The organism is Micromonospora sp. C97 (assembly GCF_018070385.1).
Classification (GTDB): domain Bacteria; phylum Actinomycetota; class Actinomycetes; order Mycobacteriales; family Micromonosporaceae; genus Micromonospora; species Micromonospora parva.
In genome coordinates, this window is record NZ_JAGPXU010000003.1 from 285,523 (window position 1) to 298,722 (window position 13,200).

Annotated in this window: 14 protein-coding genes; 2 read left to right on the plus strand and 12 right to left on the minus strand. The window is 71.9% G+C overall.

Features of this window, described 5'->3' with window-relative positions; translation table 11 throughout:
- Window positions 1-12: 12 nt before the first annotated feature.
- The 6 genes from KBX26_RS07660 to KBX26_RS07685 all read right to left on the minus strand — a co-directional run bounded on the left by KBX26_RS07660 (window position 13) and on the right by KBX26_RS07685 (window position 6,188).
- A complete protein-coding gene (locus tag KBX26_RS07660) occupies window positions 13-2,130 on the minus strand; it encodes a bifunctional polysaccharide deacetylase/glycosyltransferase family 2 protein (RefSeq protein WP_030334003.1) in 2,118 nt (705 codons plus the stop codon).
- 2 nt (window positions 2,131-2,132) lie between these two features.
- Window positions 2,133-2,570, minus strand: coding sequence for a hypothetical protein (locus KBX26_RS07665; RefSeq protein WP_210865018.1), 438 nt, complete (start codon window positions 2,568-2,570; stop codon window positions 2,133-2,135).
- 113 nt (window positions 2,571-2,683) lie between these two features.
- Window positions 2,684-4,216 (minus strand): FtsX-like permease family protein, encoded by a 1,533-nt coding sequence (locus tag KBX26_RS07670; RefSeq protein ID WP_210865019.1) that lies wholly within the window; start codon window positions 4,214-4,216, stop codon window positions 2,684-2,686.
- The gene (locus tag KBX26_RS07675) at window positions 4,213-4,914 is read right to left on the minus strand and encodes an ABC transporter ATP-binding protein (protein WP_210865020.1); all 702 of its coding nucleotides are present in this window, start codon (window positions 4,912-4,914) and stop codon (window positions 4,213-4,215) included. Before KBX26_RS07675 ends, KBX26_RS07670 begins: the two co-directional genes overlap by 4 nt.
- The gene (locus KBX26_RS07680; RefSeq protein ID WP_030333995.1) at window positions 4,911-5,447 is read right to left on the minus strand and encodes a PadR family transcriptional regulator; all 537 of its coding nucleotides are present in this window, start codon (window positions 5,445-5,447) and stop codon (window positions 4,911-4,913) included. The genes KBX26_RS07675 and KBX26_RS07680 overlap by 4 nt, the downstream gene beginning before the upstream one ends.
- A gap of 156 nt (window positions 5,448-5,603) precedes the next feature.
- Window positions 5,604-6,188, minus strand: coding sequence for a TIGR03086 family metal-binding protein (locus tag KBX26_RS07685; RefSeq protein ID WP_030332380.1), 585 nt, complete (start codon window positions 6,186-6,188; stop codon window positions 5,604-5,606).
- A 31-nt stretch (window positions 6,189-6,219) separates the two neighbouring features.
- Here KBX26_RS07685 and KBX26_RS07690 point away from each other — a divergent pair, with 31 nt between their 5' ends.
- Complete coding sequence (locus KBX26_RS07690) at window positions 6,220-7,062, plus strand: AraC family transcriptional regulator (RefSeq protein ID WP_210865021.1); 843 nt, start codon at window positions 6,220-6,222, stop codon at window positions 7,060-7,062.
- Between the two features lie 12 nt (window positions 7,063-7,074).
- On the opposite strand, the gene KBX26_RS07695 is transcribed toward KBX26_RS07690, so the two are convergent.
- The 6 genes from KBX26_RS07695 to KBX26_RS07720 are packed head-to-tail and all read right to left on the minus strand — an operon-like array spanning window position 7,075 to window position 12,672.
- Window positions 7,075-8,613 carry a SpoIIE family protein phosphatase gene (locus KBX26_RS07695; RefSeq protein ID WP_210865022.1) on the minus strand — a complete coding sequence of 513 codons (1,539 nt, stop codon included), beginning with the start codon at window positions 8,611-8,613 and terminating at the stop codon, window positions 7,075-7,077.
- Window positions 8,614-8,617: 4 nt separating this feature from the next.
- A complete protein-coding gene (locus KBX26_RS07700; protein ID WP_030332374.1) occupies window positions 8,618-9,979 on the minus strand; it encodes a sensor histidine kinase in 1,362 nt (453 codons plus the stop codon).
- A complete protein-coding gene (locus KBX26_RS07705; protein ID WP_036411541.1) occupies window positions 9,976-10,989 on the minus strand; it encodes a SpoIIE family protein phosphatase in 1,014 nt (337 codons plus the stop codon). The genes KBX26_RS07700 and KBX26_RS07705 overlap by 4 nt, the downstream gene beginning before the upstream one ends.
- Entirely contained in the window at window positions 10,986-11,405 is a 420-nt protein-coding gene (locus KBX26_RS07710; RefSeq protein WP_030332370.1) for an anti-sigma regulatory factor, read from the minus strand. Before KBX26_RS07710 ends, KBX26_RS07705 begins: the two co-directional genes overlap by 4 nt.
- On the minus strand, window positions 11,402-11,812 hold the full coding sequence (locus tag KBX26_RS07715; protein WP_030332368.1) for an STAS domain-containing protein: 411 nt from the start codon (window positions 11,810-11,812) through the stop codon (window positions 11,402-11,404). The genes KBX26_RS07710 and KBX26_RS07715 overlap by 4 nt, the downstream gene beginning before the upstream one ends.
- Window positions 11,812-12,672, minus strand: coding sequence for an STAS domain-containing protein (locus KBX26_RS07720; protein ID WP_030332366.1), 861 nt, complete (start codon window positions 12,670-12,672; stop codon window positions 11,812-11,814). Before KBX26_RS07720 ends, KBX26_RS07715 begins: the two co-directional genes overlap by 1 nt.
- A gap of 163 nt (window positions 12,673-12,835) precedes the next feature.
- Here KBX26_RS07720 and KBX26_RS07725 point away from each other — a divergent pair, with 163 nt between their 5' ends.
- On the plus strand, window positions 12,836-13,192 hold the full coding sequence (locus KBX26_RS07725) for an STAS domain-containing protein (protein WP_030332365.1): 357 nt from the start codon (window positions 12,836-12,838) through the stop codon (window positions 13,190-13,192).
- The last annotated feature ends 8 nt before the right edge of the window (window positions 13,193-13,200 follow it).

Genomic DNA, 13,200 nt, shown 5'->3' on the forward strand with positions numbered 1-13,200 from the left:
GCCGACGCGGCTTCAGCCGCGGCCGGCACCAACCAGCGCCGCCGCCTCGCCGGTACGCACCATCCGCTGCCAGCGCAACCGGTTGCCGATCAGTGCGGTGACCACCGACTGCACCACCACCAGGTACATGAGCTGCCGGTAGACCAGTTGCTGGAACGGCAGCGCCCACAGCGGCCCGTACCGCTCCCGGTCCAGTCGCAGCGCGTACCCGGCGGTGGCCGCCTGGAGCAGCAGCAACCCCGCCCAGGCCAGGGCGAGGGTCGACCAGGGCAGGAAGAGCAGGCCGTACACGGCGAACACGTCGACCGCCGGAGCGGTGAGCGGCAACACGATCTGGAACACCGTGAGGTACGGCAGGCCGCGTCGGCCCAACTTGCCGCCGGCACCCGACTCGCGCAGCGCGTGCCGGTGCTTCCACATCGCCTGCATCGTGCCGTAGCACCAGCGGTAGCGCTGTCGCCAGAGTTGACGCAACGACGACGGGGCCTCGGTCCAGGCGATGGCCGACTCCTCGTAGACGACCCGCCAGCCGGCCCGCAGCACCTTCATGGTCAGGTCGGTGTCCTCGGCCAGCGTGTCCGACGGCACCCCACCCACCCGCAGCAGCACCTCGCGGCGGAACGCACCGATCGCACCGGGGATGGTCGGCATGCACTCCAGCACGTCGTACATCCGTCGGTCGAGGTTGAAGCCGATCACGTACTCCAGGTGCTGCCACCGACCGAGCAGCCGACGCCGGTTGGCGACCTTGGTGTTGCCGCTGATCGCCCCCACCGACGGGTCGGCGAAGCCCTGCACCAGGCGGTACACGGTGTCCGGCTGGAAGACGGTGTCCCCGTCCACCAGCACCAGCAGGTTCGCCCGGGCGGCCCGGATGCCGGTGTTCAGCGCCGCCGGCTTGCCGGCGTTGGCCTGCCGGATCACCCGTACCCCGCGCAGTCGCATCCGCTCGACGATGTCGGCGGTCCCGTCGTCCGACCCGTCGTCGACGACGATCACCTCCAGCGCCGGGTACGCGCTGGCCATCAGCGACCGGACCGTGGCGGCGATGTTCGCCGCCTCGTTGTACGCGGGCACGATCACCGAGACGGGTGCCCGCACCTCCGGTCGGTCCCGCCGCGGACGGCGGACCCGGCGCACGTGCCGCTGGGCACAGACCACCTGCACCACGAGACGTGCGATCCCCAGTACGAGGGCGGTGGCGAGCAGCACGTTCATCACGTCGGCCGCCCAGCGGGCACCGGTCTGGGTCCAGCGCAGCGCGGTGCCGCTCAGCCGGGCACCAACGCCGGCCGGCACCATCGACGGCGAGGCGTCGATGCCGGCGGAGACGGTGGTGAACCGGTAGCCCTGCTCGCCCAGCGCGGGCAGCAGCCGGTCCAGCGCGGCGAGGGTCTGCGCCCGGTCACCGCCGCCGTCGTGCATCAGCACCACCGCTCCCCGGCCCTGCTTCGGGGTGGCCGCCCGCACGATCCGGTCGGCTCCGGGGCGCTGCCAGTCCTTGGTGTCCAGGTCGGTGAGCACCGCGACGTGCCCGGCACCGGCGGCGGCCCGCAACGCGGCGTACTCGGACCCGGTCAGCGCCGTCGGCACCGAGGAGAACGGCGGCCGGAACAGGGTCACCTCCCGGCCGGCGGCCGACGCGACCGCCTTACGGGTCAGCGACAGTTCGAGGTCGCGACGCCACGGCGACACGTCGGCGAGGTTGGCGTGGGTGAACGTGTGCGACCCGATCTCGTGCCCCTCGGCGAGGATCCGCCGGACCAGTTCGGGGTGCTCGTTGACCCGGGCACCCACCACGAAGAAGGTGGCGTGCGCGCCGTGCCGGCGCAGCACGTCGAGAACCTGCGGCGTCCACCGCGGGTCCGGCCCGTCGTCGAAGGTCAGCGCGATGGTGCGGTCCGGCAGCGCCCGACTGACCGGTTCGGCGCGGTCCAGCCGCAGCACCGGCCCGCCCGAGCCGACGGCGGCCGGGACGTCCGGCGCGGGCCGCGCGGTGGCGTTTCCCGAACCACCGGCGAGGCCACTCACCAGACCGTTGACGGTGAGCGCCGCGAGCAGCAGGAGCAGCCCGAGCAGGAGAAGCAGCCAGTGTGCCCGGGGGTCACGCCGGGCCACGTGTTTCGCCATCGTCACTGCGGCTTACCGGGCGACCTGCTCGGCTTGGCGGTGTTGCGGTGCTCGTCGCCGCGACCCGGTCGGTCGGTGGCCGACGGCGCACCGGTGACGTCGGCGGTCGTACCGGCAGGGGTGGGGCTTCGGTCGCCGGCGGTCCGGGTGACGCGCGGCAGCGGCGCCGACGTCCGGGTCAACGGCGACGGCGACGGCGAGGTGGCCACCCGGGGCTGGTTGATCTCGTCGACGCCGGCCTCCACCGGGCGCGTCCCCCGGGAGTCGTCCGACCAGCCGGGCAGCGGCACCGAGGTGTCCAGGAAGAGCCCCGCGACGATCAGGGCCAGGCTGGTGAGCAGGCCAAGGCCCATGGCGGTGCCAGCGATGACGGTCAGCCGCCGACGACGCCCGGTGCCGTCGACGAACACCGGCGGGGCGGTGCCCGGTTGGTTGTGCATCTGGCGAACTCCCATGGTCACCGTGCCGGGACCGTCGGGTCCGACACCGGAAACCCGATCGTCCGGGCCTCCGGTGCACACAGCGACGCCGCCACCTGCTGTGTTACATCGACTCAGGCCGTACGCAGCTCGTCCAACGCCGTGCTGGTGCGCAGGAAGAGCAGACCGACACCGACCGTCACCAGCACCGCGGCCAGCGTGCCGGCACCGAGCCAGGCCAGGTGCTCCAGGGGTACGGGAACGGCTCGCTCGATCCCGGGGGTGTACACGATCCGGGTGTACTGCTCGCGGGTGGCCGGGTCGTCGCACAGCGCGGCCGTGGCCTCGCAGATCTCCGCCGATGAGCCGCCCGTCGACACCTTCGCGATGAGCCCTCGACCGAGCAGCGTGCCCACGGTGAGCGCGAGCAGGATCGCCGGCACCGCCGGGGTCAGCGCCTGCCAGGCCACCGAACGGCTCAGCACGGCGCGGGGCACCCCGGTGGCCACCAGCGCGGCGTAGGCACGTCGGCGGGCGACGATCCCCTCGACCAGCGCGACGATCAGCCCACCCGTCGCGATCAGAATGGCCACGGCCACCGCGCCGTCGACGAGATCCATGGTGGACAGATAGAAGGGGTTGTCGCCACCGTCAATCCCGGCGAGTCGACTCTGCTCCCGCTCGAGCTGGTCCTTGGTGGCGAAGTAGGCGCGCTGGGCGGCCGCACCCCCGCCGAAGATCACGGCGGCGAGCAGCGCGGCGAACGTGCGGCTGCCCGCCCACGGGTCGGCCATCAGCCGACCGGCCGCGAGCAGGGCCGCGGGACGGCGGGCGTGCCGGCGCAGCAACAACCCGCAGTTGTACGAGATCCAACCGGTGCCGATCACCACGCCGACCATCGCCGCGATCCCACTCGCCGCGAACATCAGCGGCATCAGCCAGGTCACCAACTCCTCGTTGTCGTCGAACCGTTCCCCCACCGGCTGGATCGCCGCGAACGAAAGCACACCAAGCACGATCAGAACGCCGGCCCACGGTCGCGGGCCGCGCTCGCGGGGGGCCTTCCGGCTCACCCCGAGCGGGCTGGTGGTGACCGTACGCAGCATCACCGCGGTGGCCAACGCCGCGACGACCGGCAGACCGAGCACCACCCCGGCCAGCGCGCCGGGTGACGGCAGCACATCGGTGGGCAGGGCCAGTTGACCTCGCGCGTCCGGGCGGTGCAGCAGATCGCGACCCACCAGGTAGACACCCAGCCCGGTGAGCGTGCCGAACAGAGCGGCCACGCCGGTCTCCAGCACCACCAACCGGGTGACCTGCCCGGGAGTGGCGCCGGCCAACCGGAGCGCGGCCAACCGGCGGTCCCGTGCCGGCGCGCCGAGCCGGGCGCACTGACCGGCCAGCGCCAGCACCGGGAGCATCAGCATCAGCAGCGCGAACGCCGTACCGCCACGCAACCCGGGCTCCACCAGCAGCGCGTTGTGGTACTGCTCCGACCACCTGTTCGGGTTCTCCTCCGTCGCGGTGGGCGTGGGGATGGCCAACACGGTGAGCGCCGCGAGCCCGGCCAGTGTCGCCAGCAGGGCGCTGAGCGCCGTGAGCACCACCCGGGCGGTGTCGGTGCGGGTGCCGGCGAGGGCGAGCCGGACCAGCGTCGCCGGTCTCACCGCGCGCCGCCGGCCAGCGGCACGTCGAGCCCCAGGCCGGTGTGGTCCACCAGGCCGTCGCGCAGCACGATCTCCCGATCGGCGTACGCGGCGATCCGCGGCTCGTGGGTGACGAGCAGGACGGAGGTGTGCTGCTCACGGGCGAGCCGGACCAGTTGGGTGAGGACCTGTTCACCGGTGAGCGTGTCCAGCGCTCCGGTCGGCTCGTCGGCGAAGAGCACCCGCGGTTCGGTCACCAACGCCCGCGCCGTGGCGCACCGCTGCTGCTGACCGCCGGACATCTCACCCGGCCGGACGTCGGCCAACTCGGCCACCCCGAACCGTTCCAGCCAGGTGAGTGCCGCCACCCGCGCCTCTCGCCGCCCCGTGCCGGCGAGAAGCAGCGGCAGGGAGACGTTCTCCGCCGCGGTCAGTTCGGCCACCAGCTGGCCGAACTGGAACAGCACCCCGAACTCGGTACGCCGCAGCCGGGACCGGGCCGCCTCCGACCAGGTGTCGATGCGGTGCCCGCGCCAGCTGACCTCACCGGCGTCCGGCCGGAGGATCCCCGCCAGGCAGTGCAGCAGGGTCGACTTGCCGCAGCCACTCGGCCCGGTCACGGCGACGATCTCGCCCTCGGCCACGTCGAGCGTCACGCCGCGCAGCGCGGGCGTCGGACCGTACGCCCGAACCACGCCGCGAGCCTGGAGTTGCGTCACGGATGCACCTCCCGGTGCCAGTCGGCGACCCGGCCCAGGGTGGCGTGCAACCACCCCAGATCCGCGTCGAGGTGGGCGATCGCGAAATCGGCCGCGATCACATCGCTGAGGGTGGCGGTCGGGTCGGTCTTGACCACTGTCAGTTCCCGCAGGCGTGCGGTGTGCGCGGCCCGCTGGGCGACCAGGTAGGAGCGGGCCCGGTCGACGTCGGCGACCAGCAGCGCCACCACGACCTTGGCGAAGAGCGTGCTGGCCACGTACGGCATCGGCGGTTCCACTGTGGACAGCCACTGGTCCAGCGTGTCCCGCCCCTGGTCGGTCAACGCGTACGCGGTGCGGTCCGGCCCGGCCACGCGGTCCTGCCCGGCGGCGGCCACCAGCCCGTCGCGTTCCAGCCGGCCGAGAGTGGCGTAGACCTGCCCGAAGGCCAGCGGCCGGGCGCGCGGCAGCCGCTCGTCGTGCGCACGCTTCAGCTCATACCCGTGCCGACTGCCCCCAGCGAGCAACCCGAGCAGAACATGCGGCGTCGACACCCCGCCCACTATTCACCCAGCGAATACCCAAGTCAACAACCCCACCCCTCCTGCCCCCACCCCTCCCACCCCCATCTGAGTTGATCAAGAAGTTTGCGTCATCCAATCGACGAAATCTGACGCAAACTTCTTGATCAACCAGGACAAGGGGTGGGGTTAGGGGGTTTGGGGCCAGGTGGGGGTTCGGCCGGTCTGGGTCAGGAGGTGGGCCAGGTCCGAGGTGGGTGTCTCGGTGGGGGTGGTGGGCGGGACCGGGTCGGCGAAGACGCCCATCTTGCGGGCGGTGGGGCCCAACTGCTCCACCAGCGCGTGCAGCTCGGCCACCGCCTCCGGCGCCGGGTGGTACGGCTGGCCGGTGGCGACAGCGAGGTCCCAGCCGTGCACGATCAGGTCCAGCAGAGCCATGCCGCCGACGACGGACTGCGGCATGCCCATGCCCGGTGACACACCCTCCAGTGTGGATGGCTCCGACCAGGCGGCGATCAGTCGGCCGGTCTCGACCTCGAAGCGGTCGCGCCAGCCGTCGGCCAGGTGGTCGGGCTTCTCGGCCCACTCCACCTGCCGCTTCTCGGCCAGGTCCTGAAAGTTGATCACCACCTGGAAGAGGTGGTTGAGCAGATCACGGACCAGATAGTCCTGGCAGGGCGTGGGCAGGCCGAGCTGGTCGTCGGAGATGCCGCGTACCACGCCGATGGTTCCCGGAGCGGCAGCGGCCAGCAGATCGCTAGTCTGAGTGGACATAGGGCCAGCGTATGAGGGTGGTCTTGAACAAATGCGACAGCGACCGCGTGGCGACAGCCGGGGAATCCTGGACCCCGGGCGGCTGCTGCGCGAGGTGCGCTTCCGTCGGCACCTGCCGACGGAGTCGCTGCGCCAGTGGGTCGAGCACTACTGGTTGATCGACTGGTCGTTGAGCACACCGTTCGAGCAGCGGGTCGTGCCACACCCGGCGGTGAACGTGGTGTTCCGCAGTGACGACGGCGACGGCGACAACCACGCACACGGTCCCGAGGCCGGCGAGGTGGCCGGGGTGGGCCGCGACCTGTTCCGGATCACGCTCAGCGGCACCGGCCGGGTGTCCGGGGTGCAGTTCCGCCCCGGCGGGTTCCACCCGTTCTGGCGTCGCCCGATCAGTGAGCTGACCGGCCGTCGGGTGCCGCTGCCCGCCGGCCGGCTGACCCACCCGGATTTCTCGATGTTCGCGCCCTCGGGGCCAGCCCTCTCGACAGCCAACGACGATGAGCGCTGCCGGGCACTGGACACCCTCCTCACCGGCTGGCAGCCCGAGCCGGACCCGATGGCCGAGGAGGCCGTCCGGCTGGCCGAGGCGATCCGCACCGACCGGACCGTGCTGCGCGTCGACGACCTCGCCACCCGGCACGACGTTCCGGTCCGCCGGTTGCAACGGCTCTTCATGGAGTACGTGGGGGTCGGGCCGAAGTGGGTGATCCGCCGCTACCGGCTCCAGGAGGCGGTCGAACAGGCCGCCGGCGCTCCGCTGAGCTGGGCTGACCTCGCCGCCGACCTCGGCTACAGCGACCAGGCCCACCTGGTCCGCGACTTCACCGCAGTGGCCGGGGTGTCCCCCGCCGCGTACGCCCGCTCGGTGCGCTGAGCAAACCGGACGTCAGCGGCGACGCAGAACGACCACGGCGACGTCGTCCTGGATCTCCGGCGGGGCCAGTTCCACCAGCAGTCGAGCGCAGAACTGGTCCAGGTCACCGTCGACGGTCGCGGCGACCCCGGCCAGCGCGGCCAGCCCCTCGTCGATGGTGGCGTCCCGTCGTTCGATCAGCCCGTCGGTGTAGAAGACCAGCGTGGCCCCGGCCGGCAGCACGAACTCCAGGTCGGCCGGGCGGGGGGCGCGAACGCCGAGCAGCGGCGCCGAGTGCTGCACGAACTCGACCTTGCCGTCCATCACCATCAGCGGCGGAAGGTGCCCGGCGCTGGCCAGCCGGACCCGCCCGGTCGGCGGGTGCAGCAGCAGTACGCAGAGCGTCGCCAGCTCGTTCGGCAGCAGTGTCCGCATCAGCTCGTTGACGCGGTGCAGGATCTCGCCGGGCTGGTGGCCCTCGACCGCGTACGCCCGCACCGCGTGCCGCAGCTCGGCCATGACCGTCGCCGCGTGCAGCGAGTGGCCGGCGACGTCCCCGATCGCCAGCAGCAGGTGCCCGTCGAGCATCACCAGCTCGTAGAAGTCGCCACCCACCTCGGTCTGCGCGCTGGCCGGCTCGTAGCGCACCGCGAGGTCCAGCCCGGCCACTGTGGGCAGCCCACGCGGGAGCAGGCTGCGTTGGAGGGTGACGGCGATCCGGTGCTCCTCGTCGAACGAACGCTGCGCCTCCACGGCCGCCGCCACCGCCTGAGCCAACTGCTTGAGCACCGGGGTCCGCGCGGTCTGGGTGGCGGTCGGGACCACCACGTACAGCGGGGCACGGTCCTCGCGCAGTCGGGCGGCGGCGATCGTCACCGTGTCGTCCGCCGGCCAGTCGACAAGCCCCCAGTTCGCGGGGGCCTCCACCCGGACCGTGGCGCCGGTCGGCACCCCGGTGTCGTCGACGACCCACGGCACCACGGCGGCCACCGCGCCGGGGCCGGCGCAGACGCCCGCGAGGCAGTCACCGTCGAAGGTCTCGGCGATCACCGCCGCCGGGCTCTTGAAGATCTGGGCGGCGCCCTCGGCGGCGGCCTCCAGCAGGCGCGCGAAGGTCGGCGCGGCGTGCACGGCGACGGTCGTGTCGGCCAACCCGAGCAACCGCTCGGCGAGCAGTTCGGCCCGCTGCCGGGCCTGGTAGTAACGCAGCACCGCCCGGGTGGTGGCGATCAGCTCCTCGGGCTCGATCGGCTCGGTCAGGTACGCGTCAGCGCCCCGGGTCAGCCCCTGGGCGCGGTCGGCCACGTCCACGGCGTGCGCCGACACGTGGATCACGGGCATCGCCGGGTGCCGCGCCTTGATCTGTTCGCAGACCTCGTAGCCGCTCAGGTCGGGCAACCGGACGTCGAGAACCACCAGGTCGATCCGGTCCACCTCGACCCGGGCCAACGCCTCGGCGCCGTTCTCGGCCTCCAGCACCGTGAACCCGGCCCGGGTCAGCCAGCTGACCAGCAGGTAACGCTTGGTACGACTGTCGTCGACCACCAGGATGGTTGTCGGCCCGCCGTCCATGTCGTCACGCCCCGCCGGTGGGCAGGGAGACGGTGAACGTGCTGCCCTCGCCCGGCGCGCTGGTCAGCTCCAGCGTCCCGCCCAGCAGCGTCACCAGCCGCCGGGCGTACGGCAGGCCGAGGCCGGTGCCGCCGACCCGGGTGGCTCCGGGCACCTGGTAGAACTCCTCGAAGATCCGGTCGTGCAGCTCGGGAGCGATGCCCGGCCCGGTGTCGGTGACCTCGAACTGCCAGCGGTCGCCGTGTTGGCTGGCCCGCAGCCGCACCTCGCCGCGTTCGGTGAACTTCAACCCGTTGTGCAGCAGGTTGCGCAGCACCTGGCCGAGCAGCACCTCGTCGGTGCGCAGCACTGCCGGCCCGCGCGGCTCCTCCACCACCAGCTCCACGTTCGGACGGGTGGCCAGGGCGCGCAGGGTGCCGCGCAGTTGACCGAAGACCGGGCGCAGGTCGACCTCGACCACGTCCGGCTCGATCCGGCCGGATTCCGCCTTGGCCAGGTCGAGGAGTTCGTTGACCAGGTTGAGCAGATCGGCCGCCGACGAGCGGATCAGCTCGACCTGGCGGCCCTGCTCGTCGGTGAGCGGGTCGGAGGCGGAGTCGGTGAGCAGCCGCCCCAGGCCGATGATCGCGGTGACCGGGGCGCGCAGCTCGTGGCTCACGTTGGCCAGGAACCGGCTCTTCGACTCACTCGCCGCGCGGAGCTGGGCCGACTTCTCGTCCAGCTCGGCGTAGAGGGCGACGACGCCGCGGTTGGTCTCCTCCAGCTCCTCGGTGAGCTGGTTGTAGAGCGCCAGCACACCACGGTTGGTCTCGGCCAGTTCCTCGTTCAGCACCGCCAACTCGTCGCGCTGACTGCGCACCTCGTCGAGTGCGGCGATGAGCTGACCGTTCTGGGTGGTGAGCTCGTCCAGCGCGCTGGCCGGCGCGGTGCGGCCGAGTTCGGTGCGGAACTCGGCGAGCCGCTCCGGGGTCGGCGTCGGCGCGCTGGCCGGGACTCGTCGGGACATCCTCACGACCGTAACCCCCTCGACGGTCGACACGCTCAGTGTGTCAACCAGTCGGGACACCGCGCCGGACTGCGGCTGGTAGCGGCCGTCCGGCAACGGGGACATCGGGGCCAGGTCGGCGCGCAGGTGGAACCGGCCGTCGGCACCCGCGTCGACGTGGAAGGAGACGTCCGCTCCCGCTGTCGTCCGCAGCAGGTCCCGGGCGACCTCGCTCAGTGCGGTGGCGATCCGGACCTGGTCCTGGTGTTCCAGGCCGACCACCATGGCCACCTCGCGGCCCCGCTGGCGGATCACGAAGATGTCCTGCTCGACCCGCAGCGCCATCTGCAGCAGCGGCAGCGCGGCCGATCCCTCGGTCATGCCCACGACCTCGCTACCAGTACGCAGGCGTCGTCGCGGCGCACCCCGGCGTCCCGTAGCAGGGTCGCCGCCATGACCAGTGGGGATCTCTCCGCCAGGCCCGGGTAGTCGGACATCCGCCACCGGTCGACCACCCCGTCGCTGTGCATCACCAGCCGGGCACCGGGGCCGAACGGGTAGTCGTACTCCCGGATGGCCGGTCGTTGGTGGCCGGCGATGCCGGGCAGCGACACCAGCCCCCGGCGCTGGCCGCCTCCCTCGACGATCACGCCGGAGATGTTGCCCAGGCCGGCGTAGTGCAGCACACCGGCCGTCGGCACCAGCTCCGCGACCGCGAGGGCCGCGCCGCGGGTGTGCGACATGCTGCGGTGCAGGTGACCGACCACCACCGCCGGCGGGCCGGCGGGGGCGTCGCGGAACGCGGCCAGCGCCGCCTCGGTGGCGGCACCGGCCAGCGGGCCGTGCCCCAGCCCGTCGCTGACCAGCACCTGGTGCCGCCCGTCGGCGACCCGGACGGCGTAGCCGTCGCCGCTGACCGTCTCGCCGGTCAGCGGTCGGGTCAGAGCACCGGCCCAGGACGGCCGGGCCGCCTCGGCCGGCCAGACCTGCACGGCGAGGACGGTCCCCCGGCCGGACAGCGAGTATCCGTCGAACCAGCTGGCCTGCCGGACGATGGCACCCAGACCGATGCCGAGGGTGCCGGTGGTGGAGTGCCCGTCCCGCGACGAGACGGTCAGGTCGGCCATGCCGGGCCCGGAGTCGATGGCCACCAACTCCACCCCGGCCTGCCCGGCGCGGCGTACCGGCCGCAGCAGCAGGACACCCTCGTCGGCGTGCTTGACCAGGTTGCTGGTCAGCTCGGCCGCGACGATGGCCAGGTCGGCGATGCGCGCCGCACCTATCTCCACCTGCGCGCCGAGGCGCTCGGCGGCGCGTCGGACGGCGCTCGCCGCGCTGCTGGCCTCCACCCGGAACCAGATGCCACTGTCGGTGACCGCGTCGGCGTTCACCTGGACCACTTGGTGACCGTGATCCGCGTGCCGGTTTCCGCTGACGTCTCGATCTGGAACTCGTCGACCAGGCGGCGCGACCCGCTGAGCCCGAGGCCGAGGCCGCCGCCGCTGGTGTAGCCGTCGGTCATGGCCAGGTCGAGGTCGGCGATGCCCGGCCCGGAGTCGGCGAACACGATCTGCACACCTTTGCGTCGGCCGTTGTCCACGACCGTCACCTCGACCGAACCGCCGCCGCCGTACACCAGGGTGTTGCGGGCCAGTTCGCTCGCCGCGGTGACCAGCTTGGTCTGGTCGACGAGGGACAACTTGCTGGCCACCGCCACGGCGCGGACCAGTTGCCGAACGCGCACCACGTCCTCATCGCTGCGAACCGACTGCGCCTGTGGCTGGCCCAGGTCGATGCCCGCGGTCACGGCGTGGCCGTCTCGGCGTCCGGTTCGTCGTCGAGCTGGTAGTCGAGCTCTTCGGCGTGGGCCGCCGCGATCAGCTCCATGCCGCGTTCGACGTTCAGCGCGGTACGGATGCCGTTCAGCGACAGCCCCAGTTCGACAAGGGTGATGGCGACGGCGGGGCGCATCCCGACCACCACCGTCTCCGCGTCGAGCACCTTGGAGATCGACGCGATGGTGGAGAGCATCCGCCCGACGAAGGAGTCGACGATGTCCAGCGCGGTGATGTCGATGATGACGCCGTGGCAGCCGGTGGCGACGATCCGCTCGGCGAGGTCCTCCTGGAGCTGCACCGCCGTCTGGTCGGACATGTCGAGCTGGATGGAGACCAGCAGGATGTCCCCGATCTTGAGGATCGGCACCCGTTCCATCAGGCGTCCCTGCGTGGCTGCCGGCGGGCGGTTTCCACCCCGTTGAGCCGCAGCACGTGGCGCAGCGCGTCGGCGAGGCTCGCCTTGGTGGCGATGTCCCCGAACTCGATGCCGAGCGCCACGATGGTCTGCGCGATCTGCGGGCGGATGCCGGAGATGATGCAGTCGGCGCCCATCAGCCGTGCGGCCACCACGGTCTTCAGGATGTGCTGGGCGACCTGGGTGTCCACCGCCGGCACGCCGGTGATGTCGATGATCGCGTACGGCGAGCTGGTGTCGACCAGGGTCTGCAGCAGCCGCTCCATGACGACCTGGGCGCGGGCCGAGTCCAGGGTGCCGACCAGCGGCACGGCGACGACGCCCTCCCAGAGCTTGACCACCGGCGTGGAGAGTTCGAGCAGCTGCTCGGCCTGGTCGGCGATCAGGCTCTCCCGGGTACGGACGAAGCTCTCGAAGGTGAACAGGCCCATCTCGTCGACAAGCTTCGAGAAGGCGACGTAGTCCGGTAGCGCGGTCGGGCCGCCGGCCTCCTGCACCAGCTCGGCCAGCACGTCCTTGAGCGCGAAGATGCTGATCGTGGTCTCGCTGGCGGAGAAGCCCTGCCGGGCCCGACCCCGGGACAGCTCGGAGAGCGCGGCGCGCAGTTCGGCGGCGCTGTCGGCGGACAGGTCGATGATGCCCTGGTCGCCGGTGGCGACGATGGCACGGTGCAGGTCCTGGACCTGCCGGCGCAGCTCGGCCTGGCTCAGCCGGCCCCGCAACGAACTGGTGACAATCTCGGTCCACCGAGTCGTGACCCGTTCGTCCTGCTCGCTCAGCAGCGCGGCGAGCCGACCACTTTCTTCGGTGCTCAACGCCATTTCGAACCCCCTTGACCTGGACCGGGCGGACTCTATCACCGGGGCCTGACCAACTACTTGCCCCGTAGCAACGGAATGACGATGACCACCGGATCACGGCTCCCGTTCTACCTCCGAGGGTGGTCGTGGGATACCGTTCCCCCGATAACAGGAGGTCTGGCGAATGTCGTTGACGGTGCACACGGAACAACGCGGCGACGTGGTCGTCGTGGCGGTCGCTGGCGAGCTGGACATGGCCACCGCACCGCAGCTGCAGGACCAGATCACCGATCTGCTCGACAAGGGCCGCAACCGGCTGGTGTTCGACCTGGCGGACGTCTCGTTCTGCGACTCGACCGGTCTGTCGGTCTTCGTCCGGGCGAAGAACAGCTGCGACGAGGCTGGCGGCGTGGTCCGGCTGGCCGCCCCGCAGCGGGGTGTGCTGCGCATCCTTGAGGTGAGCGGTCTGGTCGAGGTGCTGCACACCTACCCGACGGTGGATGAGGCAGTCGCCGGCGAACCGACGCCGGCGTCCTCCTGACCGCTGCG

Excerpts from the sequence above, each read along its gene's own strand:
- KBX26_RS07660 (WP_030334003.1), bottom strand. The coding sequence starts at position 2,130 with ATGGCGAAACACGTGGCCCGGCGTGACCCCCGGGCACACTGGCTGCTT.
- KBX26_RS07665 (WP_210865018.1), bottom strand. The coding sequence starts at position 2,570 with ATGCACAACCAACCGGGCACCGCCCCGCCGGTGTTCGTCGACGGCACC.
- KBX26_RS07685 (WP_030332380.1), bottom strand. The coding sequence starts at position 6,188 with ATGTCCACTCAGACTAGCGATCTGCTGGCCGCTGCCGCTCCGGGAACC.
- KBX26_RS07690 (WP_210865021.1), top strand. The coding sequence starts at position 6,220 with ATGCGACAGCGACCGCGTGGCGACAGCCGGGGAATCCTGGACCCCGGG.
- KBX26_RS07695 (WP_210865022.1), bottom strand. The coding sequence starts at position 8,613 with ATGGACGGCGGGCCGACAACCATCCTGGTGGTCGACGACAGTCGTACC.
- KBX26_RS07700 (WP_030332374.1), bottom strand. The coding sequence starts at position 9,979 with ATGACCGAGGGATCGGCCGCGCTGCCGCTGCTGCAGATGGCGCTGCGG.
- KBX26_RS07715 (WP_030332368.1), bottom strand. The coding sequence starts at position 11,812 with ATGGAACGGGTGCCGATCCTCAAGATCGGGGACATCCTGCTGGTCTCC.
- KBX26_RS07720 (WP_030332366.1), bottom strand. The coding sequence starts at position 12,672 with ATGGCGTTGAGCACCGAAGAAAGTGGTCGGCTCGCCGCGCTGCTGAGC.
- KBX26_RS07725 (WP_030332365.1), top strand. The coding sequence starts at position 12,836 with ATGTCGTTGACGGTGCACACGGAACAACGCGGCGACGTGGTCGTCGTG.